This window comes from Paenibacillus pasadenensis (assembly GCF_023715725.1).
Taxonomy (GTDB): domain Bacteria; phylum Bacillota; class Bacilli; order Paenibacillales; family Paenibacillaceae; genus Paenibacillus_O; species Paenibacillus_O pasadenensis_A.
In genome coordinates, this window is record NZ_JAMBOT010000002.1 from 734,343 (window position 1) to 757,686 (window position 23,344).

24 protein-coding genes and 1 pseudogene are annotated in these 23,344 nt (G+C 50.1%); 17 read left to right on the forward strand and 8 right to left on the reverse strand.

The window, feature by feature from the left end:
- Positions 1 to 16: 16 nt before the first annotated feature.
- From M3223_RS08805 to M3223_RS08870, 14 genes and pseudogenes are all read left to right on the forward strand, one after another.
- Positions 17 to 2,401 carry a phage tail tape measure protein gene (locus M3223_RS08805; RefSeq protein ID WP_251560893.1) on the forward strand — a complete coding sequence of 795 codons (2,385 nt, stop codon included), beginning with the start codon at positions 17 to 19 and terminating at the stop codon, positions 2,399 to 2,401.
- Positions 2,398 to 3,057 carry a LysM peptidoglycan-binding domain-containing protein gene (locus tag M3223_RS08810; RefSeq protein WP_251560894.1) on the forward strand — a complete coding sequence of 220 codons (660 nt, stop codon included), beginning with the start codon at positions 2,398 to 2,400 and terminating at the stop codon, positions 3,055 to 3,057. Before M3223_RS08805 ends, M3223_RS08810 begins: the two co-directional genes overlap by 4 nt.
- 4 nt (positions 3,058 to 3,061) lie before the next feature.
- A complete protein-coding gene (locus M3223_RS08815) occupies positions 3,062 to 4,147 on the forward strand; it encodes an XkdQ/YqbQ family protein (RefSeq protein WP_251560895.1) in 1,086 nt (361 codons plus the stop codon).
- Positions 4,144 to 4,464 carry a DUF2577 domain-containing protein gene (locus tag M3223_RS08820; protein ID WP_251560896.1) on the forward strand — a complete coding sequence of 107 codons (321 nt, stop codon included), beginning with the start codon at positions 4,144 to 4,146 and terminating at the stop codon, positions 4,462 to 4,464. The genes M3223_RS08815 and M3223_RS08820 overlap by 4 nt, the downstream gene beginning before the upstream one ends.
- A complete protein-coding gene (locus M3223_RS08825) occupies positions 4,454 to 4,849 on the forward strand; it encodes a DUF2634 domain-containing protein (RefSeq protein WP_251560897.1) in 396 nt (131 codons plus the stop codon). Before M3223_RS08820 ends, M3223_RS08825 begins: the two co-directional genes overlap by 11 nt.
- Positions 4,842 to 5,900, forward strand: a complete 1,059-nt coding sequence (locus tag M3223_RS08830; RefSeq protein ID WP_251560898.1) for a baseplate J/gp47 family protein — start codon at positions 4,842 to 4,844, stop codon at positions 5,898 to 5,900. The genes M3223_RS08825 and M3223_RS08830 overlap by 8 nt, the downstream gene beginning before the upstream one ends.
- A complete protein-coding gene (locus M3223_RS08835; protein ID WP_251560899.1) occupies positions 5,897 to 6,442 on the forward strand; it encodes a putative phage tail protein in 546 nt (181 codons plus the stop codon). The genes M3223_RS08830 and M3223_RS08835 overlap by 4 nt, the downstream gene beginning before the upstream one ends.
- A gap of 1 nt (position 6,443) precedes the next feature.
- The gene (locus M3223_RS08840; RefSeq protein ID WP_251560900.1) at positions 6,444 to 9,263 is read left to right on the forward strand and encodes a hypothetical protein; all 2,820 of its coding nucleotides are present in this window, start codon (positions 6,444 to 6,446) and stop codon (positions 9,261 to 9,263) included.
- A 10-nt stretch (positions 9,264 to 9,273) separates the two neighbouring features.
- The gene (locus tag M3223_RS08845) at positions 9,274 to 9,852 is read left to right on the forward strand and encodes a hypothetical protein (protein ID WP_251560901.1); all 579 of its coding nucleotides are present in this window, start codon (positions 9,274 to 9,276) and stop codon (positions 9,850 to 9,852) included.
- Positions 9,853 to 9,990, forward strand: a complete 138-nt coding sequence (locus M3223_RS08850; protein ID WP_251560902.1) for an XkdX family protein — start codon at positions 9,853 to 9,855, stop codon at positions 9,988 to 9,990.
- 28 nt (positions 9,991 to 10,018) lie between these two features.
- On the forward strand, positions 10,019 to 10,360 hold the full coding sequence (locus M3223_RS08855; RefSeq protein WP_251560903.1) for a hypothetical protein: 342 nt from the start codon (positions 10,019 to 10,021) through the stop codon (positions 10,358 to 10,360).
- Positions 10,361 to 10,380: 20 nt separating this feature from the next.
- Positions 10,381 to 10,671, forward strand: coding sequence for a phage holin family protein (locus tag M3223_RS08860; protein WP_251561024.1), 291 nt, complete (start codon positions 10,381 to 10,383; stop codon positions 10,669 to 10,671).
- Positions 10,658 to 11,197: pseudogene (locus M3223_RS08865) on the forward strand (peptidoglycan recognition protein family protein); the annotation flags it as partial. The gene M3223_RS08860 and the pseudogene M3223_RS08865, both read left to right, overlap by 14 nt.
- A gap of 428 nt (positions 11,198 to 11,625) precedes the next feature.
- Complete coding sequence (locus tag M3223_RS08870; RefSeq protein WP_251560904.1) at positions 11,626 to 11,889, forward strand: helix-turn-helix domain-containing protein; 264 nt, start codon at positions 11,626 to 11,628, stop codon at positions 11,887 to 11,889.
- A 19-nt stretch (positions 11,890 to 11,908) separates the two neighbouring features.
- Here the strand turns inward: M3223_RS08870 and M3223_RS08875 are convergent, their stop codons facing one another.
- The 3 genes from M3223_RS08875 to M3223_RS24465 form a co-directional block, all read right to left on the reverse strand.
- Positions 11,909 to 12,337, reverse strand: coding sequence for a type II toxin-antitoxin system HicB family antitoxin (locus M3223_RS08875; protein WP_251560905.1), 429 nt, complete (start codon positions 12,335 to 12,337; stop codon positions 11,909 to 11,911).
- Positions 12,312 to 12,536: a type II toxin-antitoxin system HicA family toxin gene (locus M3223_RS08880; protein ID WP_251560906.1), complete on the reverse strand. Its 225-nt coding sequence runs from the start codon at positions 12,534 to 12,536 to the stop codon at positions 12,312 to 12,314. Before M3223_RS08880 ends, M3223_RS08875 begins: the two co-directional genes overlap by 26 nt.
- 377 nt (positions 12,537 to 12,913) lie before the next feature.
- On the reverse strand, positions 12,914 to 13,144 hold the full coding sequence (locus tag M3223_RS24465) for a helix-turn-helix domain-containing protein (RefSeq protein ID WP_353057678.1): 231 nt from the start codon (positions 13,142 to 13,144) through the stop codon (positions 12,914 to 12,916).
- Positions 13,145 to 13,209: 65 nt separating this feature from the next.
- On the opposite strand from M3223_RS24465, the gene M3223_RS08885 reads away from it, so the two are divergent.
- On the forward strand, positions 13,210 to 13,479 hold the full coding sequence (locus tag M3223_RS08885) for a hypothetical protein (protein ID WP_251560907.1): 270 nt from the start codon (positions 13,210 to 13,212) through the stop codon (positions 13,477 to 13,479).
- A gap of 131 nt (positions 13,480 to 13,610) precedes the next feature.
- Here M3223_RS08885 and M3223_RS08890 read toward each other — a convergent pair whose 3' ends face one another.
- On the reverse strand, positions 13,611 to 14,099 hold the full coding sequence (locus M3223_RS08890) for a hypothetical protein (protein ID WP_251560908.1): 489 nt from the start codon (positions 14,097 to 14,099) through the stop codon (positions 13,611 to 13,613).
- Positions 14,100 to 14,340: 241 nt separating this feature from the next.
- Here M3223_RS08890 and M3223_RS08895 point away from each other — a divergent pair, with 241 nt between their 5' ends.
- The gene (locus M3223_RS08895; protein ID WP_251560909.1) at positions 14,341 to 15,702 is read left to right on the forward strand and encodes an ABC transporter permease; all 1,362 of its coding nucleotides are present in this window, start codon (positions 14,341 to 14,343) and stop codon (positions 15,700 to 15,702) included.
- A gap of 10 nt (positions 15,703 to 15,712) precedes the next feature.
- Complete coding sequence (locus tag M3223_RS08900; protein ID WP_251560910.1) at positions 15,713 to 16,393, forward strand: ABC transporter ATP-binding protein; 681 nt, start codon at positions 15,713 to 15,715, stop codon at positions 16,391 to 16,393.
- A 69-nt stretch (positions 16,394 to 16,462) separates the two neighbouring features.
- Here the strand turns inward: M3223_RS08900 and M3223_RS08905 are convergent, their stop codons facing one another.
- The 4 genes from M3223_RS08905 to M3223_RS08920 all read right to left on the reverse strand — a co-directional run bounded on the left by M3223_RS08905 (position 16,463) and on the right by M3223_RS08920 (position 23,115).
- The gene (locus M3223_RS08905) at positions 16,463 to 17,806 is read right to left on the reverse strand and encodes a sensor histidine kinase (RefSeq protein ID WP_251560911.1); all 1,344 of its coding nucleotides are present in this window, start codon (positions 17,804 to 17,806) and stop codon (positions 16,463 to 16,465) included.
- Complete coding sequence (locus tag M3223_RS08910) at positions 17,803 to 18,534, reverse strand: response regulator transcription factor (RefSeq protein ID WP_251561025.1); 732 nt, start codon at positions 18,532 to 18,534, stop codon at positions 17,803 to 17,805. The genes M3223_RS08905 and M3223_RS08910 overlap by 4 nt, the downstream gene beginning before the upstream one ends.
- 155 nt (positions 18,535 to 18,689) lie before the next feature.
- Positions 18,690 to 19,691 (reverse strand): LacI family DNA-binding transcriptional regulator, encoded by a 1,002-nt coding sequence (locus M3223_RS08915; RefSeq protein WP_251560912.1) that lies wholly within the window; start codon positions 19,689 to 19,691, stop codon positions 18,690 to 18,692.
- Positions 19,692 to 19,896: 205 nt separating this feature from the next.
- Positions 19,897 to 23,115, reverse strand: a complete 3,219-nt coding sequence (locus tag M3223_RS08920) for a glycosyl hydrolase family 18 protein (protein WP_251560913.1) — start codon at positions 23,113 to 23,115, stop codon at positions 19,897 to 19,899.
- Positions 23,116 to 23,344 lie beyond the last annotated feature (229 nt).

Genomic DNA, 23,344 nt, shown 5'->3' on the forward strand with positions numbered 1-23,344 from the left:
AAAGGAGGAGAATCCATTGGCTAAGCTTACGACTATGTTCGCCCTTCAAGATCGCATGACTCGTAATCTCCGTAAAATGAAGCGAAGCATGGATAAAATGAAGAAATCTACAGAGCAAACCCGCAAACAAGCGAGGGCTCTGGAGCGGACAAAAATCAAAATGAAGATTCAAGCACAGGATCTGGCTGGAAAGAAGCTGAAAGAGCTCAAGAAGATGACGGAACACCTTGCACGAAAGCATACCAAGATTGTTGCCCGGGTTAACGATAGGGCGACGCGGGTCTTGAAGAGAATCCGCTCGTCCGCATCTGCGTTGAACAAAATGCGGGTATCTGTAGTTGCCACAGTCAAGGACAACGCAACAAAGGTTCTGAACGACATAGAGGCGCGGGCGCAAGCCGCACAAGGGGCTGTTATCGGGATCGGGGTAGGTGCGGGGGCAGTAGGCGCAGGATCATTCTTGGCGGGGGCAAGTTCGTTTGAAAACGATGCGCGAGCTGCAGCTATAACGAATGCCCCGGTGAATGAAGTCACTCAGCGAGTCAATCGCATTTACTATGATCAAAAGGTCGGCGATACCAGGGAAGACGTCACACGCGCTTATGTGGATCATTCGCAGCAAACCAAGTTAGCTGGTTCTGCGCTTGATGAGGCGACTCGGATATCTGCTGCTTTCGCCCAAATCTATCAAAAAGATGTGCCAGAAGTAAACCGCGGTTTTGCCTCCGCTTACAAAAATCAATTGGGTTCGATGAAAGAAATCGGTGACGTTTCTGCAGCAGTCATGCAGCAAGCAGGTGACCAATACGACGATTACCTGGATACGATTAACGAGTACAGTAGCTCGTTTAAGTCAATGGGCATGAGCATTGGTAATGTAGGTGCTGCTTTGGTTGCTGCAGTCCAAGGCGGCGGGCGAAACCATGACGATACAGCGGATATGATTCGTGAATTTAATATCCGCCGATCCGAATTAACTGATGATCAAATCAATGCGTATACAGCTATGTTCGGCCAAAAAGAGACGGAAAAGATTTATAAGCAAATGGATGCCGGAAAGTTCAGTGGAGCGGGGGCTCTTGCTATGGTGGCAAAGGGCCTGAACAAGATTCAAAGCGAGACACAACGAGCCAAAATCGCCACAACGTTGTTGGGAACTAAGTACGAAGATCTGAAAGAGCCTATGCTCGCTGCAGCGGGGGCCGTCAACGACACGATCAAAGCGACCGGGCAGCTTGATCAGCAATTTAACAAGTTTCGCGACGACAATCCTATGACTCCGATTAATGACGCCGCACGCGAGATGAAAAAGATTCTCGTAGATATAGGTAAATCAATGATCGTATCGGCGAGCCCAGCTTTTGAAGAGTTGGCCGCTTGGGCAAAGACAGACGAAGGTAAGAAAAGCATCGTCGAATTTACCAAGAGTATTTCTGACTTGGCGGGTACATTTGCCGGCGCTTTGAGCAAAGGAATAAAGTGGATGGTGACAAACTGGTCAACGTTGGAGCCTATTATCCTGACCCTTACCACCGCCTTTGCGGGCTTGTTCGCTGCAGGCAAAGGAGTCGCAATCTATAAAAAGCTGGAGCCTGTTTTCAAAGGACTTTGGACCGGGGCGAAGTGGCTCGGTGGCGCTTTCTCTAAGCTGTGGAAATGGATTAAGCCTTTCATTCCGTGGCTCGGTCGTGCTGCTGTTGGCGGGGCTCGATTCCTTCCGGTTATCGGCTGGATTATTACGGCCGTTACCACCCTCTATGCTGTCTGGAAAAACTGGGACACGATCAAGTTAAAGCTGAACGAATTTTGGACGGCTGCTAAGGGTTGGCTGAATGATATAAAGATTTGGCTGGACAATGCCTCGGCCAAAGTCGGCGTATTTTTAGACGCCTGGCGCGAGTTTAAGCCGCTTATGGATACGCTGGAGCCTGTATTTAAGACATTGGCGGATTGGATCAGCAAGCTATCCGGTAAAAAAATATCAATCGGGGTGGATACTCCAGGGATTGGCGCAAAGGATATCCCCGGCATGGTTACGGATGGCATTAAGTTTTTTAACCCGCTTACGCCGCCGGGCCAGCGCTTCCCGAAAAACTGGATGAAGCTTATTCCAGGAGCCGCAACGGGAATCAGTGACATCCCGAAAGACGATATGCTGTTCCGCTTGCACAAAGGTGAGACGGTGCTGCCAGCCCAAGAGGCCGAGCTGATCCGAGGTATGGCCGCCGGAAAAGGTACGGCTGCTCAGAGTATGGGCGACATCAAAGTCTACATGACCGGCGATAACCATTACAGTAACGATATGGATGCCGAGCGTGTTGGCAAAGAGGCTGTCAAAGCGATCCGCGCCGAGCTAATGACCGGCATGCTTACCGGAGCGAAGGGGGCGTACAGCGGATGACGGAGCTGTGGCTCAAGTACAACAACAATACCGAGGTGCTTTGGCTGCCGGTTAACCCGGAGACGTTGGAGATCGGCAGCCCGAGCGTAAATACAACCGTCAGCATTGCGGGGCTTGGTGAGGTGGCCGTCATTCAGGACCCGGCGTTAAAAACGTATAGTTTCAGCTCCATGCTCCCCGCGGCCTGGGGCCGCTATTGCTCGTACGACAAACACCCGTGGCCGCGCCCGTGGGACATCGCCAAAATGCTCCAGCGATGGAAAGACTCCGGCATGCCGTGTCGCTTCATCGTAACAGGCACCCCTGTAAATACGGCTGTCTCCATAGAGGATTTTAATGTAACGGAGGCTGCTGGCGATCCCGACACGCTCAACTACACACTCAGCCTACGGGAGTACCGGTTTGTCAAAGCACGGAAGCTCGCCGAAAAAACGGTCGCGGGCAAAAAGCAAGTCACCGTATCGTCCGGCAGCGCGCGACCGAACAATAAAGTTGCGCCGACGTCCTACACAGTAAAGAGTGGCGATTCGCTCTGGAAGATTGCCCAAGCCCAGCTCAAGGATGGCAGCCGGTACAAGGAGATCGCCACATTAAATGGTATCAAGTCTCCCTACGCTCTGCGCCCCGGTCAAAAGTTGAAGCTGCCTAAGAGGTGATGGCATGATTGAGATTATTTTAACGCGATTCGCTGGCGGCTCTTACGAGCTGCCCGTGCAATCCGTCGAATGGAACGGCCAAAAATACCGGGCCCCGCGCCGCCTGAGCGTGACGCTGCTTTCCATCCCTCGTGGCGGCCACCAACCGGTAGAAGTCTATTGCGGCGATGCTATCCTGTTTCGCTGGCAGGGTGCTGAACTGTTCCGCGGCACTGTCTTCGGAGCGGAGCGCAATTCGGACGGCCAACTCACATTGACCGCTTATGACCAGCTCTATTATCTCGTAAATAATTCTGATACGTACACATTCAAGGGGCTAACAGCCGCAGGAATCCTCCGTAAGCTTTGCAACGACTTTCAGCTCACGCCGGGAGCCATTGCCGATACGCGCCATGTAGTCAACCAGATCAGCGAGGACGAGCCTCTATATGACATGGTTCTGCGGGCGCTGGATTCCACCTATAAGCAGCTCGGTAGCAGGTACGCCCTGCGGAGCCGGGCGGGGAAAGTAGAGCTGCTGGCGCTCAAGGACACGGTCCAGAAATGGGTCATTGAGAGCGGCGGCAACCTGATTAGCTACTCAGCTTCCGCGAGCATCGAGGAGATGGCAACACGGGTTAAGCTGCGCAAAGATGGCGAGCAAGGGGCTGTTACCGTTGTCGCATCGAGCAAGGCACTTGAGGGGCGCTACGGTGTGTTGCAGCTGTATGAGTCGATTAGCGAGGAGCTAAACAAAGCTCAGCTACAGCAGCGGGCGCAGGCAATGCTTGCGCAGAAGGGACGCGTAAAGCGGACTCTATCGCTCGAAGCCTGGGGGATCCCGTCCGTAGTTGCCGGATCCGGCGTACACGTCGTTATCCCGGAGTTGAACGTCAAGCGTGGCTACTTTGTTGACGAGGACACGCACACCTTTGACGGCAAGCAGCACACGATGAGTCTTACGCTCACGGAGACGGACGAGCTGCCGGAGATTGATCCGGCGTATAACACGGACGGCACGGCCAAGTCGGACACGGATGACAAGTCGGACGACGAAAAAACGTTTGCGGAGCAACTGCGCGAGGAGATCCTGGGGGCGGAGGATAAATGAAAGAGCTAATTCAGCAGATTGCTCTTGACGCGGTGGGGTCTGCTAAGCCTGTCCGCACGTTGATTGGCACCGTCATCCAACCGCCGCCGGCGCTTCGGGTGCAGATCGGCGATGACTTGAAACGGGTCTATGATGCCGAATTTTTGATTGTGGCCGCACACTTGGCTGCGCGAGAGGAAACGGTCATCATGGACGGAATCAGCCGTACAATCACATATTCGGATCAGCTAAAAACTGGCGACACGGTAATGATTGCAGCCCAACAGGGCGGGCAGTCATTTTTTATTTTAGACAAGGCGGTGACCTATGGGGCCTAATCTGCAAACGCCAGAGCTTTACCAGCCCGCGGCGCTGCCCAGCAAGACCTATTCGCTGGATCTGATGACGGGCCGAGTGCGCGGTACCGTTGACGGCCTAGAGGCAATCAAGCAGTTTATTGTCAAGACGCTGCTGACATCCCGTTACGCCTACCTCATCTATCCGGACGAGTACGGCACAGAGCGCGACGAGATTATCGGGAGCTCATCCAATGCACTGATGGAGGCTGAGATCGAGCGTGTCGTAACAGAGGCGCTGATTTTTGATGAGCGGATCTTGGCCGTGCGGGATTTTGTCTATGAGCAGCGAGATGATCAGCTGACGGCTTTGTTCGCCGTTGACACGGTAGCCGGCACGATATCGGAGGTGGAAATGAGTGTATGAGAACCAGACGTTTGATACGATCCTAGCACGGATGCTGGATCGGATCCCTGACGATATGGACAAGCGGCCCGGGAGTATTATTTACGACGCCATGGCTCCAGCTGCGGCGGAAATGGCGCAGCTATACGTGCAGCTCGACGTGCAGGCGGACCAACGTTTTGCTGACACGGCGACAGGCGACTATCTGGATCGAGCCATAGCTTGGTCCGGTGTCAAACGGAAGTCGGCGACCAAGGCGCTGGTGCGGGGGCGATTTTACGCCGCTGCCGACGCGCCGCTGGATATCCCAATCGGCAACCGTTTTTCACTGGGCGGCATCAATTATCGAGCCATCAGCCGCTTGGCCGCTGGCGATTACCGGTTAGAAGCAGAGACTACTGGTTCTACGGCAAACGGTAGCTTCGGGACGCTGCTGCCGATTGACTTTGTGCCGGATCTTGTCCGCGCGGAGCTGACGGAGCTACTGATCCCCGGGACGGATCGTGAAACCGACGCCGCGCTGTACGAGCGTTACCAGCAGCAGGTCACCAAACCCGTTACAAGCGGCAACCGGTATCAGTACGAGCAATGGGCAAGGGAGATCAGCGGCGTTGGCCGTGTACGAGCTTTTCCGCTTTGGGCTGGTCCCGGAACGGTCAAGGTTGTCCTACTCGATGAGAGTATGACGTCTCCCGAGCCTGCTCTGGTCACTGCCGTCCAGCAGTATATCGACCCGACTCAGGACGGATTAGGTGAAGGGGCAGCGCCGATCGGGGCTGTCGTGACTGTAGTGGGAGCAACCGAGATCCCGATTAACGTTTCCGTTTCAGTGACGTTGGCAACGGGAGCTACGGTATCCCAGGTGCGCGAGCAGATCCTGACTGGGCTGAAAGCCTATTTGGCCGAGCTCGCCTTTACGGACACCATTATCCGCTACACTCGTATCCAGGGCATTATCCTGGGTATTCCGCCGGTGATTGACTATAGCAACTTGCTTGTAAACGGCCAGGCTGCAAACATTCAAACGGCTCTGGATGAGGTGCCAATCGTCGGGACGGTGACCGTCACATGAGCGACCGTTTAATAGGGTATTTGCCCGATCTTTACGACGAAGTCATAGAGATGTATGAGCTGCTGCAGAGTGAAGGTGAGGAGCTTGATTTACTTTTCGCAGGGGCGGAAAGCCTGCTGGATCAGTCCTATCCAGAAAGCGCGACATGGGGACTTGATCGTTATGAACGGGATCTGAATCTCGTTATCGAACTTGGTAAACCGGTAGACCAGCGCCGGTCCGTTATCATCTCCAAAATGCGCGGTTACGGAAAAGCCTCCGGTTCGCTCCTCAAAAACGTCGCCCAGGCTTACAGCGGCGGTACAATCAGCGTGACGGTTTTCCCATCCGAACGGCGGATTCTGATTACATTCGTCGACACGCTCGGGCTACCGCCGAACCTGGACGATTTAAAGGCTGCAATCGAGGAAATCAAGCCGGCGCATTTGATACTAGATTACAAGTTCCGATATTTGCTTGTTCAAGAGGTTCAGGGCATGACAATCAATCAACTGCAGCAACGGAAGCTGACTGACTTTGCTCCATTTTTAGAGGAGGGCTAAAATGCCGAGCCAAACACCAAATTTAAATTTGTATAAGAAAAACCCACAAACAGACGGTCAAGACACATTTAATATTGAAACAATGCTCAACGATAATTGGGACAAGCTCGATACAGCGGTTAGCGAAAAAGTGGATAAAGCTTCTGGTAAAGGACTCTCCACCAACGATTATACCGCTGCAGATAAAACTAAGCTGGACGGAGCAACCAACGCAGCCACCGCTTCCCGGATCGTACAAAGGGACACAAACGGTCGTGCCAAGGTCACAGCGCCATCTGCTGCCGATGATATCGCCCGTAAAGATACGGTTGATGATGCCGTGCAGCCTCTTGTTGCTGATTTAACGGACGCAGCTCCTGCAGCTCTCTCTCTCTTACCAGGACTTCAGACAGTTGAAGCAAAGCAAGATACGCCACTCCGGGTTAAAGGCATTAAGGGCCGAACGCTGTTGAATATGCTGGGGAGAGCTGGGCGAGGAGATAGCTTATCTGGTTGGCCTGGAAGCAATGGGGTTACGTCCCTTGCTGCTGGGACATCTCCAACTGGAGGAAGCTCAATAAAGCTCAAAGTCAATACAGGCTTTGGTAATGCTACGCTTATGCGATCTCCTGCATTAACAACATCGCTAGGCAAAAATTACGTGATGGTTGCCAGTGTAAAAAATCTGTCCACAACAAAGATTGATGCGTATTTTGGCGGTAAGAGTATTTCGGTAACATCAACTAATTGGACAACGGTCGTAATCGCTGCACAAAAAACAAGCGAGTCACAACAAAATTTAAATCCATCCATTTGGTGTTGGGGAGCAGATAAAGAAGCTCTCTTTGCAAACATCGCGGTATACGAAATCAATGCAGACGAGTATGAGGCGGTCTTGGCGATGACCCAAGCTCAAGCAGCAGCTTTGTATCCTTACGTCGATGATATCAAAAACGTGAATGGTGCGTATGTGAGGCAAGCAGGAATAAACTTAATTCCTGCCATCTCTACCTGGGTAAAGTCGTCGTTAACGCCAACGGTTAATTTATCTGCTCCCTATGAGCTTAGTTTTATCCTCCCGTCCGCCGGGCAGTACGTTGGCACGACAGTTAAGGTTATTCCGGGCCAAACCTATACGATAAGCTGCTCCAACATCACCGCCGGGGCTCGCTTGCGCGTAGGGATAAATGATGGCTCTGTGCTGTCAAGTGGCACTTATATTGCAGACCTCGGCGCACTTACAACAAATACCTTTACAGTGCCAACTGGAGTATCTGAGTTGGCCTTGGCGTTTATGAATGGGCCGAGCTATAGCGGGACTTACCCAGTGACGTTTACTCTCAAAGAACCCCAATTAGAATTAGGCTCGATCGCATCTCCCTTTTCGCCTCAATCCGAACAGTATATCTATTACCCAGACTCCCAGCTTGCAGCCAGCTTGGACGGCACCGTCTACGATGAGCTGTATACGGATAACACGGGACAAGCGCGGGCAACGAGACGGTTTAAGTCGTTGGATTTGACGGGGGATTTGGCTTGGCGATTCCTTGGCGGCGCGGCAATTTACAAAACTGCAATCCTATCGATCCCCAACCCACTAAAAGATACAGGCTATGCCGTAAAATTCGACGGAAAGATTTTGAAACGAGTTAGCCAAGGCGGAACACTGACAAATGCCGCTGACGAGCATGTCGTATCAGATGAGACAGACCCGGCTAATAAATCCATTGTGGCTATTACAATTCTTAATACTGATAGCGGCTGGGGCGACAGCTACACGCCGACAGTGGATGATGTTAAGGCGTATTTTAACGGCTGGAAAATGAAAACCGCAGGACAAGCGGCCTCCTCTGGTATGTACAACGGTACGGGAACTAAGGCGTGGGTCGAACAATACAAAGTTATTACTACCCCTTCATTTACAGGCGAACAGCAAGATATAAACGTAGCACTTAACAATAATGCCCATACATCTTCATCTAATGCAGGAGTAACAAAGTCTTACCGCCTCCAATACCAGCTCGCCACACCAACCGACGAGCCCGTACGCTCTGAGGGGGCGATCATGCTGGCGGAGGGAGCCAATACGCTGGAGGTTGGATATGGGGCTGTTGTGCGGGAGCTTGTGACAAACATGTACTACGATAGCAACTGGGCGATTATTAACTACAACAACACGGGCACGAATCAATATTCAAAGCTAGCCTATCGCACAAAAGCAATATTGTCTGTGTTCAGAAATAGGAAAGAGGATCGGGTATTTTCGGCTTACACTGACCTCGCGTACGGGAATCAACGTGCAGTAGCTGTGAGAAACGATTATGATCCGTCCGCCGTTTACGAAGTCACCTATCTTGCGCTGGATACCTACCTAATTGGCATCCCGCCAACGCAGATCAGCACGGAGTATGCGACTAATCAGCGATCAGTGAGTGATGAGCTTGCTAAAACAGCAACGCAGCTGGCCGGGCGCATGACCGTACTGGAAAACGGAACGGCGCAGGCTAAGCTGCTACAATGGATTACGCCGACATTGCTTAATGGCTGGGCACCTTATGAATCAACCGAGCTTTACGCTCCTGCGTATAAGTTGGTTGGTAACACCGTTCAGATTAAGGGAGTCGTGAAAGGCGGAAATAATTATTCGGCGATTTTCTACCTTCCACCGAAATACCGACCAAAAACTGCTTATCACGGTGTTACTATGGGTCAAATAAACAATGTCATTGTGCCTAGCTATCTCAGTATCAATGATACGGGAACTGTGTTCATTTCCTCAAATGCAGCAGGATCAACGGCAAGTAATTATAACTACATTAACGCAATTGTTCCGTTAGACTAAGGAGGCTCAAATGAAAGAAGCCATAATAACAGACCTTAACGGCCTGTTCGTTGACGTCGATCTTGTTGACGACAGCGAAACGGGTTATTTGCTGTTGACAGCGCCGGATGACCCTTACGACAACGAGGATGCACCGATTACCGGATACCGCGTCGCGTTGCCCGTACCCGGCGGCCTGTATCGCCCGCGGTTCGATCGGGAGGCGTATGACCTGCACCAAGCAGCTGAGGTGGCGCATGCTGCTGCAATGGTTGCCTGGCTCACGCTGCCAGAGGAGGAGCGAGGCCCTGAACCGTTCGCCCCGGAAGCTCCGGCGTTTTGGGTGGAAGGGCTGACCCCGGAGGAGATCGAGGCGCTGCAGCCAGCTCCACCGGAGCCGACACCGGATCAGCTCCGCATTGAGCAGCTGGAGGTCGACAACGCCCTGCTGCTCCTTGATTTGGCGGAGACACAGGCGCGGCAGCAGCAAGGCGAACAGGATAACGCTTTGCTGCTGCTCAGTCAGGCAGAGACAGAGGCTCGGCTACAAAAAGCGGAGCAAGACCAAGCGGCGCTGCTGCTGACGCTCGTAGAGGGAGGTGTCATCTAAATGGATTGGTACGCGACGATCAAGCGCTATTACGACTTGGGCTGCTACACGACGGCACAGGTGCAGCGGTTTGTTACCCTGGGCAAAATCACGCAAGAGCAAGCAAATACGATTATTGGAGCAGAGAGCGCCGAGTAGGCGCTCTTTTTATTTAAGGAGGGCAACCATGAGCGATACGCAGATGAACACATTGATTATCCAAGTTGCAAAGCTGGAGACATCGCAAGAGGCCAGCACAAAAGCGCTAAGTGAAGTGGCGTTTAGCGTCGGGAGACTCGTTGACCGGCTGGAGTCATCGGATGATGTGGCTAAAGAGGCAGCACAGAGCGCTCGGTCTGCCCACAAACGCATAGACAAGCTGGAGGATGCAGTTAAAGAGGACAAGGACGATATGGATGATGCAATCGAGCGTATGCGTCAGGGACAGCGGTATGTCGTTACGACGGCCTGTGCGTTAATCAGCATTGGCGTTGCTGCGATTGGACTTGCTATCAAATTTGTACAATAGGGAGCGAATCAACCATGACTATGGACTGGACTTTTATCAATGCGCTTATCAGGCCGGAGCTGGGCGGCGTCCTGGCCGTTTGCTGGATCGTCGGTTACATCCTCAAGCAAACTCCCCGTGTGCCGGACTGGAGCATCGTCTACGCTGTCACGGTGGTAGGTGTGCTGATGGCTTGCCTGCTGCTTGGGGGGAGTGTGGAGAGCATCATCCAGGGCGTGCTCTGCGGCGCGGTCGCCGTCTACGGCTATCAGCTCATCAAACAGACAGCTAAAGGCGCAAGCGGGGAGGGTGGTCACAATGAACGCAAATAAATACCCAATTGAGCGGCGCTATATCGACAAGCGCCCTAACGTAAGGCCAGGCATCCGGCTCGTAACCGGCAGCCCGGCCTTTTTTGTTGCCCACGATACGGGCAATCCGGGGGCTTCTGCGGATAACCATTGGACTTATTTCCAACGCCAGACGGATCGGACCGCATCGGCTCAGGTGTTTATCGATGACAGGAAAATCTTAGAGATTATACCGGCGGGCACCGGCGCCGATCCAGCTGAGCAAGCTTATCACGTCATCCGCAATATCAAAGCTGACAATGAGCTGTACGGCTATGACGCCAATCATGCGGCGCTGGGCATCGAGCTATGTTATGGAGGTTCCATAAACTTTGACCAGGCTTACAAGCGCTTTGTCTGGTATCTGGCGTTGTGCTGCAGCAAATGGGGCAAGACGCCATCGACGCATATTGCAAGTCACCGGCAGCTCGATCCGGCGCGCAAGCGGGATTGTGACCAGGCATTGGCTGCAGGAGGGGTGACGCTCAAGCAGTTGATTGCGGACATTACGGCAGAGCTGGCCGTGCCGGTCCCAATTGCGCCAGCTCCGGCCAAGCTGCCTGCAGATGTCCGGGATCATGTCATTGTGTCTTATATCCAATCAGCTTGGCTTGCGTCTTTCCAAGCAGGAGAGAGGGAAGAGGCGGACCATTACTCGCGGCTGGCGGATAACGTCAGAGCAGCAGCTGCTGGCGAAAAGCTTCCCAAGAGTAATGCGCAGGAGATCATCTTTAATTGGCTGTCGCCTGCCTGGCACAAGGCTAAGGCAAACGGCCTCGACCCGAGCCGTTATAATGTGATGGCAAATGCTTTGCGGACGAGCGCAGGAATTCCATTGGCATAAATAAAGCCCGCTGACCTTAACGGGTTGGCGGACTTTTTGGCTTTATGAGAACAAACGTTTGTGTTATGATCGGCACAGGAGCGTGATGACTCGTGAGGCGGTTAACCGACACAGAGCGCAAGCTGCTGCGGATCGCAAGCAATCACATCAGCAGATATAAGTATTTTCCATCGGTCGCAACGCTGTCCAAATTCAGTGGCCGTGCGCCGGCAAGGGTTGAGGCTGCGCTGCGCGGGCTGGAGCAGGAGGGATATATCACAATGGAACCGGAAGTTCGGGGCGCCAGCCGGGTGCTTATCCCGTGGGAAATAGACATGAATAGCACGTTGAGCAAACTTAAAGCCCGCCGGGATTAGAGTCGGCGGGCTTTATTTGTTACTTGCTTAGTTTATAGAGCAGATATTGGTTTAATGAAGTGTTTTCCAGTTCGGCCTTTGCGATTAGCTCGCGATGCAATGACTTAGGTAGCCGAAGAAGAATCTTACCGCTGAAATCATCCTGCGGCTCGGGAATAGGATCACCGTATTCCAATTTGATTTCAATGTGATCTTTAAACACCGATTCGAGATCCGTGTAAGCCTCGGCCCAGGTTGGGGCTGTCGTATGGCAGCCGTCCAATTCCTTCACGCTGGCATAGTAATACGGATCGCCGTCATTAGGCTCTAAGCGAACTTGAAACGTATAGGGCAGGGACAGGTAGTAATTTACGTCCTTTTGCTTTGTCATAAAATTGGCTAAGATAGAGAGGAAGGAATCGGGGGATTGCTCCCCCGCGAGGTTAACCCTCGTACCTTCTAAGCGCATCCTGTACAGCTTTGGGGTTGACGGGATTTTCGCGCTTAACCGTTGTGAGAAGTCCTTGAGCATTTCGGAAGTGATGGTGAGAGCCGTTAACTCTTACCTCAGTGTATCCGGCGTGTTCGAGGGCTTTTTTCACTTCTTCGAAGGTAATTCCTTTCGGCTTATTTCTCATCTTCTGGATGAGTTTTTCTATCTTTGCCATGTCTCACCTCCTGAAATAATAATATCATATATGATATCATAATGCAACTGTATGTGGAAAAAATCGCGAAAAAAATAAGACCTCCGGCTCTGAAAGCTGGAGGTCTTTTAGGTATGAGCTACTACAAATGTGAATAATTCAGTGCCTTTAGAACTGTTATTTGTAGTAATAATTAGAAGTTTATTGCAATGATAATAAGAAAATTTTTACCGTCGACACAATTCGACTAACTTCGCGCTTATAATGGCCGATAATCACAAACAAAGGGAATGAGGGTTCAGAAAGGAGATAGATTCCGTTGCACCGCTAAAGTACACTGTTAAGTGTACTTTTTGATCGGGAAGGGCAGTTTAAAACTGCTCAACCAGTTGATATCATTACCTTTTGTAAGTATATAAGTCATCCATGCTGCACTCTAAAACAATCGCAAGAGCCTTTAACATTAAATGACTTGCAGGTGTACCTCTGTTATTTTCCAAATTAGATATGTAGGCTTTGGTTACTTCGATGCCACATTCCTCTTCGAGAGCTTCGCAAAGCTCTGATTGGGTATAGCCTGCTGACTTACGTAACGATCTCAACTGGCACTTCCAGATCTGGAGTGCCATGCGATTATCTCCATTTATTATTTAATTGTCGCAATAATGAGTATATCACATCAGGAGGAACACTAATGCTAGATGATATTTTGCAAGCCGTAATCGAGAAAAGAACGTGGGAAGTCGTGAATGAATGTGAGCAGTCAATTAAAGGAAAGATAGAGGAGTTTGAATCTGCTGTAGAGCGTATAAAGGAAAACCTTCCGAAAGAAGGTCATCCTGATGTTGATTTGCTACTTGATCTTTATTTTGAGAAGCATACAGTTTCGGTGAGAGGGGCCTATACAGCTGGGGTTCGTGACAAGTTGAAACTGAGAAAAGAGATCATCGATTTTACAAATTAAAAACGTCCAGTTTCGGGATAGGAGTCTCCACTCCTATCCTACTCACGCACTCATCATGAGAGCGGACCGCCCCTTTAGGGGCGGTTTTTTTTTTGCGTCCTCATTTTAAAACAGGTTAAGATGGAGTTCATTTACGACCGATCAATTCTCACAATTTGTGAATCTTCTTTAACCGCTTTAAATGGACCTGTCACAGTTGCAGTAGCTGTTCCGTATCTGAAGACAATGCTGCCTGCCCAACCCATCTTTATTGTAGCGGTCCCCAAAAGTTCTCCATTTGCAGAAGTGATATTGTAGCTCGCAGTAGCGGAAGCATGAGATTTAGTTAAAATTTCAAAGCGATATTGTCCGCCTGACTGGATTGTGTGAGGAGAAGGTCCTGGCGGTTCAAAATCTCCTGTCAGACTCGTTGTGTTCATGACGTAACTACCTGTGCCGTTTTTTACATAGACGGAAACGGATCCTAATGTTGATAAATCTTCATCCTGGACGGGATTCCCTTGTCGGAAAGGGCTATAGAAAACATTTGCCACAATGACTAAAAGAATGAACAATACAAGAGTAATGCCAATCGAGTTTTTAAAATTACTAATGAAAATAGGTTGAGGGCTGTCGTTCATGATCTGATCCTCCTAATATGAATACATTTTAATAGAATATTTAATGCAATTGAGCTTCAGATTGACCCTATCTAATGCCCGGATAAAGCGTGAAAATGTTAGATAGGAGAGAGTAACCTATTCCATTCTTTTTCCACACTCTTTCTACAGCTGCTCCAGAAGTCATCGTTATGCCTCCGATATACTTGACCCAACTCCTCAGTGAGGTTAAGTACATTCAAGATATAACGGAGGCATGAATATGAACTTTGTGAAACGGGCGTTTCTAAGCGTCAAAATGCGAAAAGTAAAATCGCTCTTGTTAATGGGCATTTTTTTCATCGTACTGAATTTAGTTTTAGCCGGATTAGCGATTCAGAGCGCATCGAAGGAAGCGGCTGTTGTGGCTCGACAAACGCTCGGTGCTGATGTGATCTTAAAAATCGACCTGAATAAATATCTCGAGGCAGGGGGAGCGGGTTCGAAAGGCGATGGAACTCCTGGCAGAGTACCGTCTGTCGACAAAAAGGACGCGGACAAGCTTATCGGCTCCGCTTATATCAAATCCTACAATTACGTCAGGCAATCAGCCGTTGAAATGCTCAACCTCGACTGGGTGAAGGCGTTTGGCGGCAGTGAATCATTCGGGCAAAACGGCGAGCTGAACTTCACGATTTTTGGCGTGATGGAGTCGTCGTTAGTCGAGTCATTCCAGGATGGAAAAGCCAAAATGGTCGAAGGAGAGCCCATCACAAAAGATATGGCCGACCGTAATGTAGCCGTCATCGAGAAAAGGCTGGCTGCCAAAAACAAGTTAAAAGTCGGAGACAAAATTAAGGTCGCCTCGATGATGGAAGGCGAAATGAAAAACAAAGAGCTTGAAATTATCGGCATTTATGAATCGAAAAAGGAACCGGCCTCATTCGGTGGAGCAACCCTGTCGCTGCTTGATCCGGCAAACGAAATTTATGTTCCTTTTGGACTGCTCCAAACAAGCTCGCCTCCAACCTATACGTATTACTTGAAGGACCCTAAAGATGTAGATGCCTTCAAAAAAGAAGCGCTCAGCATCGGAAACTTTCCGAGTTATTATCAACTGGACGCAAATGATGACCTGTACAAACAAATGATGAAACCGATTGAAAGCATGGCTTCCATTGCGAAACTAATGGTAACACTTGTTGTTGCAGCCGGAATTGCGATATTGGCACTGATTATTATGTTGTCGATTAAGGAACGCAGAAAGGAAATGGGCATCCTTTTGTCGATTGGCGAGAAAAAGAGCAAGCTGATCGGGCAATTCGTAGTGGAAGTGCTGCTCGTTGCGGTTATTGCTCTTGGGTTATCGTCTTTGACAGGCGAAATAATCTCGCAAAAGATCGGGGATACTTTGCTGGCTAATGAAATTGCCTCAACGGAGAACAATTTGGCGGAGCAGCAATTTTATTCCGGAGCAGAGGTCGGAGAAGCACCGCAGATAAATGAAATTGATATTAGCGTAACGCCAGATATTCTCGCGCTTATCGCGCTTCTGATGATGGTGATTTCGTTATCGGCGACACTCATTCCGGCTCTATCGATTATGCGTTTGAATCCCAAAGATATTTTGTTAAAGGACGAATAGGAGGTTAACGATGGAAACTGCACTAGAATTTAAACATATCTTTTATTCCTATGGATCGAGCCAGAAAAAAGTTAAAATATTGGAGGATATCAATTATTCCTTTCAAAAAGGCTGTTTTTATACGATTCTGGGACCGTCCGGATCCGGTAAAACAACGGTGTTAAGTCTCGCAAGCGGGCTGGATCAGCCTAAAAGCGGCTCCATATTATTTGAAGGTGAAGACCTCAAAAAAATCGGCTTAGATAAGTTTCGTAACAAACATGTATCGATGGTATTCCAATCCTTCAATCTAATTACGTACATGACGGCATTGCAAAATGTCGTAACGGCGATGGAAATAACCGGTGTTAAGGTGAAGGACAAAAAACGCAGAGCGCTTGAGCTGCTGCAAAAGGTTGGGCTGAATGAATCGGAGGCGAATCGGAATGTCCTTCGGCTTAGCGGCGGACAGCAGCAGCGCGTCGCCATCGCACGTGCCTTATCGACCGATGTGGATTTGCTTGTAGCTGACGAGCCGACAGGAAGCCTCGACGAGCAAACATCCGCAGATATTGTGCAGCTGTTCAAGGAGCTCGCGCATAAAGAGAATAAATGCATTATCGTTGTGACGCATTCCATTGATGTTGCGAACCAGTCGGATGTATCGATTTACTTAAAAAACCGCAATTTTGTCTTAAAGCCCGGCAAATAAAACGATCAAAAAAGCCTGCTGCTTTCCTTAGGGGAAGGCAGCAGGCTTTAAATTTGGATAGACGATGAATTAACTTCCGGCAGCGGGAAACCGCAAAACAAATGCAGCCCCGCCATTGCTGCCGTTACTGGCCGAAATTTGGCCTTGGCAGCGCTCAACGATTGCACGGGAGATGGCAAGTCCAAGCCCGGTCTGTCCGTCCTGTCCTTTAGCGAAGCGTTGGAATAAACGGGGAAGAAGCGAATCCGGAATGCCTGCGCCGTCATCGGCAATTTTTATCGAGATCATGTTGTCTTGTTCTTCAATCTGAATGCGGATTACATGTTGGGCGTACCGTGAAGCGTTGTCTACGATGTTAAGCAATGCCTGAAGCATTTTATCGGGATCGGCTTTAATATGGGAAGCTTTGCTTGCGGGAGAACGTGTAGTCACCTCGAGCTTCAGTCCTTTGTCCAGCAGCTGCGGGTTAATCCTTTCGGCCGTCTGGCTGACCAGCTGCTCTACGGATACGTGATAAGCGTGAAATATGCCTTCTTCACTTTCCAGCTTAGCCAAAAGAATCATTTCGTTGACGATCTTTTTCAACCGTTCACACTCGCTGGCGATTGTTTGCAGGCCCTTAACGGCTGCATTTTCCTTAAATATGCCGTCGAGGATGCCCTCTGCGTAACCTCGAATGGAAGTAAGAGGCGTTTTCAGCTCATGGGAAGCATTTTGGAAAAATTGCTTTTGGGCAAGCTGATGTCGGTCCAGCTCAGCAGCCAGCTGATGGACGCTTTGTGCAACCTCGCCGATTTCACCGCCGGAATGAATGAGCTGAACTTCAGAAAAACGCCTGGTTTCAAGCTTTTTCAGCTCTTCTCTCAGCTTCATCAATGGAGTTGCGATGCGCCGGGTCATATAAATGCTGAGCAGAAAAGCGAGCAATCCGCCAATTGTGAGCACTACCATGAAACGGATAAACAGCTCATTTTGCATCGATTCAATTTTGGCTATCGGTGTCGTGACCAACACTGTCATCGCGTTAGGATTAAGCAGAGAGGGCGGTTCAACCTCAGTTTCCAGCAAATACGCGCCATCCGGTTTATGCAGAATGCCGTCGCGGATCTGAACTTGCTCTCCGGCGGATAAATTCCTTTTTGGCAGGTTGCGCATTATAAAGGTTTGATTCAATTTAGCCAACAGCGACTGCGCCGCTTCAAATTCGGAAGGTTTAAAATTTACGGGCTCTTTACTGGGAATCCCGGGATTTTTGATTTGATTAATGAGCGTAACTGCCTGTTCCTGCATGGATGCACGCTGGCCTTTGATGAGAGTGTTGGACATAATGGGATAAATAAGGACAGCGGTAACAACAACAATCGATAAAAGCAGGACGCCAAACGATAAATTAAGCTGATGGATTAATTTCATCGCTCCGCCACCTCTTCTTGAACGCTTAATCGGTAGCCAAATCCCCATACCGTTTCAATCGGCAGCTCTTTAATTTTTCGGCGCAGCCGTTTCACAAGATCGTCAATGGCGCGCTCGCTTCCAAAATAATCGCCGTGCCACACCAGCGTAAGGAGCTCATCTCTGGAAAAAGCTCTGCCAGGCTGCTGGAGCAAAACTTGAAGCAGCGTAAATTCTTTAAGCGTCATATTAATTTCATCGCCTTGCCAGTACACTCGTCTTTCCTCCAGCAGGAGCTGCAGTCCGCCTATAATCTGCTGCTGTTTAAGGGGATAAGGGGTAGCGGCAGATTGAGCCGGTTCCTCCTGAATTTTCATGATGGAGCTTAAGCGGTAAAAAAGGCGGTTAACCCGGGCAGCCAGCTCGCGCGGGCTGAACGGCTTCGTTAAATAATCGTCGCTACCGAGCTCAATACCCAAGATGCGATCAACTTCCTCGTCTCTCGCCGAAATCATGATAATGGGCACTTCCGTTTCTTTACGGAGGAGCCGGCAAAATTCGTAACCGTTCATTCCCGGCAAATTAATATCTAAAATCCACAGATCGGGCGAATCGTTTTTCCACACGTCCAAAGCCTCTTCCGCATTAGACAACCCGATCGTTTGATACCCGTCCTTTTGCAAATAGGCCTCGACAATCTCACGGATTTTGGCATCGTCGTCTACGACTGCGACTGCATATCCATTCATCATTGACAATCCTCCATAAAAGCTTGGTGCCTCTATTGTATCAAAGTCTGTCCCCATCCTTAGTGAATCCACACTTTTTCCACACATTCGCTAATGAAAGGAAAAAGCGGAATCGCCTCAGGGCGATTCCGCTTGGATAGCCGCAGCAAGCCGGCTTAGGTGGAGCTTCGGACAATCAATTCAGGTTCGACGGAAATTTGCACGGGGACCGATAGCTCGTTAATCAAATCGTTCAGCACTAAAGCCGCCAGCTTGCCGATCTTTTCTTTATCCTGGCGAATCGTGGTGAGCGGCGGGCTGGAGAATTTGGCTGCCTCGATGTCGTCGCAACCGACGATGGCCATATCAAACGGGATGCGCAAATTATGCTCCATGGCCGCTTTCATGGCGCCGATCGCCAGCGAGTCCGATGCCGCAAACAGGCTTTGCGGCCGTTCAGGCTGCTTCAGCAGCTGCTGCATCGCCTGATAACCGCTGGCTTCCGAAAATTCGTTGCCGTGCACGAACCAATTCGGATTAACCGTCAGGCCGAAGTATTTTAAAGCCTCAATCAGATGCTGCTCACGCAAATCCGAAACCTCGGATTTTTCATGACTGCCGATAAACCCGACCTCCTTGTACCCTTTTAAGTACAAATGCTCCACGGCGGCCAAGGCGATTTTTTTGTTATCCGTCATAATAAAGCTCGATATTCCGCCGGACAGGCTAATATCGATGCCGACACATGGAATTTCGCTTTGATTCAGTAGGGCGGTTACCGTTTCCTTTTCATTGCCGCCAATAATCAGACAGCCCTCCGTCTTGTAGCTTTTGCAGCGGGCGACATAATCGTTGGCGTCGGAGCTGTAAGGAAAAAAAATCATATCATAACCGAGAGAATCCATTTGGAACTTGAACGAGTTCACAACGTCGCTAAAATAGACATGATTCAGCCCGACATCGTAGTTTCCCGCAAAAATGACGGCAATATTGCGGAATTTTCGTGATTTTTTTCCTTTGTTAAGAATCAGCTTGTTTGTGTAGCCTAACTCATCGAGCACACGAAGCACCTTTTTTTTGGTGTCTTCACCTACATCGCTATAATTATGAATGATCTTGGAGACGGTGGAAGCCGAGACGCCTGATAATCGTGCTACTTCTTTTAGATTATACTTCACTAGACGATCCTCTCTTCTCAAAGCTAGTCATTTAGATTGCTTCTATTATACATCGTTGCATAACTTTTGCACGAGCAGCAGGGCGTCTCAAGCACAGAAACCTCTTCATTTTTAAAATTGAAAGTATATGTTAATAATTGGGAGTATTATCGGATTAATAAAGAGTAGAATCCAACCTCATCGATTGGATTCTACGCAAACGCAGTTATTTAGGCAGCTCGTTGCTTAGTACGGTAATAAGCGTTTTGCCCCGGTCGGCATCCAGCTCCCAGAACATGGCGCCAGCTAAGCCTTTTGATTTCAGGTAATCGGTTTTAATTTTGAGGGACATCGGATCATCGTACGTAATCGTAAGGCCGCTGGTCGGATTGTACAGCCAAGGCGTCTTAGTTTGATCGTTCCAATAACGAGTAAAGCCGTTTTTGCCGGTATAGTTGCCGTTGGCATCCTTCGTCAAGTAATTTTGCTCCAAATCCCAGAAGTCCCACCATGCATCTTGATCGGACCAGGTGCCGGTATCGGCTTTGGCACAGGTCTGATACATGCCGTTGTTGGCTGCGTTCGGGCCGCAATTCCAGCCACGGCCATAAAACGGAAGTCCAAGCACCAGTTTGTTGGCCGGTACGCCATTGTTCAAATAACCCATGACGGCTGCATCAATATAGAAATTTTGCGGATCAACGCCATTATCGGCCGGATCGTAGTAAAGCGGAGCGTTATGTCCGGATTTGGCGTCCCAGTCTCCATGGAAGTCATACGTCATAATGTTAATCCAATCGACAGCCTGGGCAATGCCGGCCATATCGTTGCTGTTTCGGTAGGATGGGCTTGCTCCTCCGGCAATCGTAACGGTGTAGTGTTTGCCGTCAGCCTGGCCGGCCGTGTCAAGCGCTGCGCGCAGCTCCTGCAGCAGCAGCACGTAGTTTTGGCGGTCCTCCGGTCGGCGGGAGTTGCTTGGCAGACCGAGCTCAACCGGATATTCCCAGTCGATATCGATGCCGTCAAGCTGATAGTCGCGCAGAAATTGAACCGAAGAGGTGACAAAATTGTTCCGGGTCAGTGGATCGGCCGCCATATCCGAGAAGCGGTTCGACCATGTCCAGCCGCCAACCGAAATGATGGATTTCAGACCCGTTTGTTTTTTGAGCTGAATAAGCTGGTTGAACGCGCCTTGGAACGGCAGGGAAGGATCATTGGTCGGGTAAGCGAATTGCGTATCCGCATAAGGATCACCAAGCACCAGCGTCCCGTTCGGAACGGTAATCGGATTGCCGTTTTTGTCTTTACAGGTCGTGTATGTTTTGAAGCTTACGTCATTGGAGCCGTTGCCATGGTAGTTATTCCAGCAAATATCGGCAAAAGCATAGTTGAGATGCGTCAGCTTCGCGGCGTCGATCAGGTCAAGGCGATAAAAGCCTTTGGAATCGTAGATAGCCCATGCCTGCCAGTAACCGATAATTTTGTTGCCTGCGCTTTGCGGCGGCTGTGCCGGCGTCGTTACGTTCACCGTATTGCTCGCTGCAGACAAATTGCCTGCGCCATCCTTTGCTTTAACGGTAAAGCTGTATGCGGTTGATGCGGTAAGCCCGGTGACGGTTGCGGATGTGCCCGTAACGGAGGCGGCCAGTGTGCTGCCCTTGTACACGTTGTATCCGGTAACATCGACGTTATCCGTTGCCGCGCTCCAGGTTAGAGCCACACTGTTGTAAGCGGGCGTGCCGTTAACGGCGAGGTTGGACGGCGCGCTTGGCGCTTGCGTGTCGGGAGCCGCCGTAGTCGTTTGAACGGCGTTGCTGGCTGCAGAAAGATTGCCCGCGGCATCCTTTGCTTTGACGGTAAAGGTGTAGGCTGTACCCGCATTCAATCCGGTAATGGTTGCTGTTGTACCGGTTACGGAGGCGGCGAGAGTGGAGCCGTTGTACACATTGTAGCCGGTGACGCCGACGTTATCGGTAGAAGAGGACCAGGACAAAGTAACGCTGTTGGAAGCAGCCGGGCTTGCAGCGGCAAGATTGGCTGGAGCGGTCGGAGCCTGAGTATCCGGCTGAGCGCTGCTCACTTCGATGGCGGAGACAGTCGCGTAATTGGCGGAGCCGCTGCTCATCGTTAGAACAAGATTAAGCTGGCCGTCGCTAACGGTAGTTGTATAGGTGCGGTCACAAGCAGTCAGCTTGCCGCATTGGGCGAAAATATCAAAGGAGGATGCTTGAACGACATCTTCCATTTTAATGTCGAATTTGCGCTGATTGGCTCCGGTGGCCCAATCTTCGACCATTTTGAGCTTCACTTGATAGGTTCCGTTCGGGAGATCGATTTTGTAGCCGCCGCCGTTGAAATAGAGAGCCTTTTGGTACAATACGGGATCGTTTGTTCCGGCCACGGCATTGGTGAAGGAGATTGGCGTGATGTAGTTGTAATACCCCCAACTGCCGGATGCGTATGTTTTGTCGGCCGACCAGACGGAGCCGCTGCTATCGGTGTAGCTGGAGGAGCCGTTAACATCGATTCGGACGAGAGCGCTGCCTCCTCCTGACGGTTGTGCTGCGGTCGTTGCGTTAACGGAGTTGCTTGCAGCCGAAGCGTTGCCTGCCGCGTCTTTCGCTTTGACGGTAAACGTGTAGGCGGTAGCGGCGTTCAGGCCAGTTATCGTCGCTGAAGTTCCAGTTACGGATGCCGCTAGTGATGAGCCGTTGTATACATCGTATCCGGTAACGCCGACGTTATCCGTAGAAGCGTTCCAAGACAAAGAAACGCTGGAGCTGGTCGGGCTGCCTGCAACCGCCAGACTGGCCGGAGCCGAAGGAGACTGCGTATCCGGAGCTGGCCCGTTGCCGCCGCTGCTGCTCGTAATTTCAATTGCGGATACCGTGGCGTAATTGAGGGAGCCTGAAGCCATATTGAATGCAACCTGCAGCTGTCCGTCCGTAACGGTTGTATTAAACGTACGGTCGCAAGCCTTCAGCTTGCCGCCGCATTCGGAAAAGATGTCAAAAGCAGACGCTGCTACGACGTCTTCAATTTTGATGTCAAATTTGCGTTGTCCGGCGGCAGATGCCCATTCATCAACCATTTTGAGCTTAACGGAATACGATCCGTTGGGCACGTCGAATTTATATCCGCCCCAGGCGTTAAAATTTCGAATTGATTTGTATAAAGCCTGATCGTTCGTATTAGCGACGGCATCTGTAATCGTAATCGGATTGTAGGTGGTGTAGTATCCCCAGCTGCCGGATGTATAGGCCTGGTCGGCTGACCAGGCAGCTCCGGAGCTATCGGTATAACTGGCATTGGAGTTCACATCAACGCGGATTGGGACGTTTGCTGTTGCTGTGACGGTTGAAGCGGGAAGGACAGGAACAATAGTGGACAAGAATAAAGCGCTTACAATAATACTGGCCATTTTTGAGTTTCTTTTTCTTATCATGCATATCACACCCTTTGAATATGAATTTGAACCCGTTTCGGAGCTAGCGCATAAAACGGAATTCAGTGGATACTCTTTCGTCAATTCGTTCGAGTATTCCTTCTTATATATTCGAAAATTTTAAAAATAATTCGCGGATTTTCTAAGTAATTTCGTTGACTTATAACTATTTAATAGGGTTAATATTATTGGGCATGCTCGAGAAACCCAGGGAAATCAGTCTTTTATA

Coding starts and splice junctions, on each gene's coding strand:
- M3223_RS08910 (WP_251561025.1), bottom strand. CDS start 18,534: ATGAATGGATATGCAGTCGCAGTCGTAGACGACGATGCCAAAATCCGT.
- M3223_RS08810 (WP_251560894.1), top strand. CDS start 2,398: ATGACGGAGCTGTGGCTCAAGTACAACAACAATACCGAGGTGCTTTGG.
- M3223_RS08875 (WP_251560905.1), bottom strand. CDS start 12,337: ATGCGCTTAGAAGGTACGAGGGTTAACCTCGCGGGGGAGCAATCCCCC.
- M3223_RS08885 (WP_251560907.1), top strand. CDS start 13,210: ATGCTAGATGATATTTTGCAAGCCGTAATCGAGAAAAGAACGTGGGAA.
- M3223_RS24465 (WP_353057678.1), bottom strand. CDS start 13,144: ATGGCACTCCAGATCTGGAAGTGCCAGTTGAGATCGTTACGTAAGTCA.
- M3223_RS08860 (WP_251561024.1), top strand. CDS start 10,381: ATGGACTGGACTTTTATCAATGCGCTTATCAGGCCGGAGCTGGGCGGC.
- M3223_RS08820 (WP_251560896.1), top strand. CDS start 4,144: ATGAAAGAGCTAATTCAGCAGATTGCTCTTGACGCGGTGGGGTCTGCT.
- M3223_RS08845 (WP_251560901.1), top strand. CDS start 9,274: ATGAAAGAAGCCATAATAACAGACCTTAACGGCCTGTTCGTTGACGTC.
- M3223_RS08895 (WP_251560909.1), top strand. CDS start 14,341: ATGAACTTTGTGAAACGGGCGTTTCTAAGCGTCAAAATGCGAAAAGTA.
- M3223_RS08815 (WP_251560895.1), top strand. CDS start 3,062: ATGATTGAGATTATTTTAACGCGATTCGCTGGCGGCTCTTACGAGCTG.
- M3223_RS08850 (WP_251560902.1), top strand. CDS start 9,853: ATGGATTGGTACGCGACGATCAAGCGCTATTACGACTTGGGCTGCTAC.
- M3223_RS08840 (WP_251560900.1), top strand. CDS start 6,444: ATGCCGAGCCAAACACCAAATTTAAATTTGTATAAGAAAAACCCACAA.
- M3223_RS08880 (WP_251560906.1), bottom strand. CDS start 12,536: ATGGCAAAGATAGAAAAACTCATCCAGAAGATGAGAAATAAGCCGAAA.
- M3223_RS08920 (WP_251560913.1), bottom strand. CDS start 23,115: ATGATAAGAAAAAGAAACTCAAAAATGGCCAGTATTATTGTAAGCGCT.
- M3223_RS08890 (WP_251560908.1), bottom strand. CDS start 14,099: ATGAACGACAGCCCTCAACCTATTTTCATTAGTAATTTTAAAAACTCG.
- M3223_RS08900 (WP_251560910.1), top strand. CDS start 15,713: ATGGAAACTGCACTAGAATTTAAACATATCTTTTATTCCTATGGATCG.
- M3223_RS08825 (WP_251560897.1), top strand. CDS start 4,454: ATGGGGCCTAATCTGCAAACGCCAGAGCTTTACCAGCCCGCGGCGCTG.
- M3223_RS08855 (WP_251560903.1), top strand. CDS start 10,019: ATGAGCGATACGCAGATGAACACATTGATTATCCAAGTTGCAAAGCTG.
- M3223_RS08835 (WP_251560899.1), top strand. CDS start 5,897: ATGAGCGACCGTTTAATAGGGTATTTGCCCGATCTTTACGACGAAGTC.
- M3223_RS08905 (WP_251560911.1), bottom strand. CDS start 17,806: ATGAAATTAATCCATCAGCTTAATTTATCGTTTGGCGTCCTGCTTTTA.